General features: G+C 76.1%; 1 pseudogene. It reads left to right on the top strand.

What is annotated here, in order from left to right:
- A pseudogene (locus tag Q0L15_RS06210) lies at positions 1 to 1,004 on the top strand (hypothetical protein); the annotation flags it as partial.

Raw genomic sequence — 1,004 nt, 5'->3', positions numbered from 1 at the left:
CAGATGCTGCTCGCCTCGGTCAAGGGCGAGATGGCCACCCGGTACGCCCCGGGCTCCGGCGGCGCCGCGGCACCGGCCGCGAAGTCCACCGAGACCAAGGCCGAGCCCGAGGCCGGCGACGAGACCCAGACGGCCAACACGGTCACCGAGACCGCCGACGCCGGCCCGGCCGCCAAGGCCTCCGGCGGTACGTCGCTCTTCGACACCCCGGCCGAGTCCGAGACGGCGACCCAGGACAAGTCGGTCACCGAGGAGGCGCAGGCCGCGAAGCCCGCGTCGTCCGGCGGCTCGCTGTTCGACCTGGGCGGCGACACCGACTCCACGGTGGAGGCCAAGCCGACCGCCGAGACCCAGGCCGAGGTCACCGGCACGGCCAGCGACTCGGCCTCGCCCGGCTCGCTGTTCGACATCGCCGACGACAAGCCCGAGGTCGACCGCCAGGCCGACACCGCCGCATCGTCGGGCTCCTCCGAGGGCGACCAGCCCCCGACGTCGTCGTCGGTCGGTCCGGACCTCGGATCGGGGTCGCTGTTCGACATCGCCGCCGACCAGCCGGCCGTCCCCGAGGCGAAGCCGGAGCCGAAGGCGGAGACCCCGCCGGCCTCGGCCCCGCCGGCCGAGGCCCCGAAGACGGAAGCACCGACGACCGAGCCTGCGTCCGAGGTCGACCTCGGCTCGGGTGGCTCGCTCTTCGACATCGCGGCCCCTGAGCCGACGGCCGAGCAGCCGACGGCCGCCGAGCCGGAGCCGGAGGTCGAGCCCGTCGAGACCCCCGCAGCCGAGAAGCAGCCGGAGCCGGCAGCTGAGCCCGCACCGCAGCCCGCTCAGCCGGAGCTCGACCTGAGCTCGGGCGGCTCACTCTTCGACATCGCCGCGCCCGCCCCGCAGGAGGTCAGCGCGTCGGCGACGGCTGCCGCGAACGCGGCCGCCGGCGAGCCGGAGCCGGCTCCCGAGCCCGAGCCCGAGCCGGAGGTCGCGACGGCGGCGGAGACAGCGCCTGCAGC

Source organism: Nocardioides sp. (genome assembly GCF_024509035.1).
In the GTDB taxonomy this organism is placed as follows: Bacteria; Actinomycetota; Actinomycetes; order Propionibacteriales; family Nocardioidaceae; genus Nocardioides.
The sequence above is the reverse complement of the archived record's forward strand: the minus strand, read 5'-3'. Positions and strand labels throughout refer to the sequence as shown.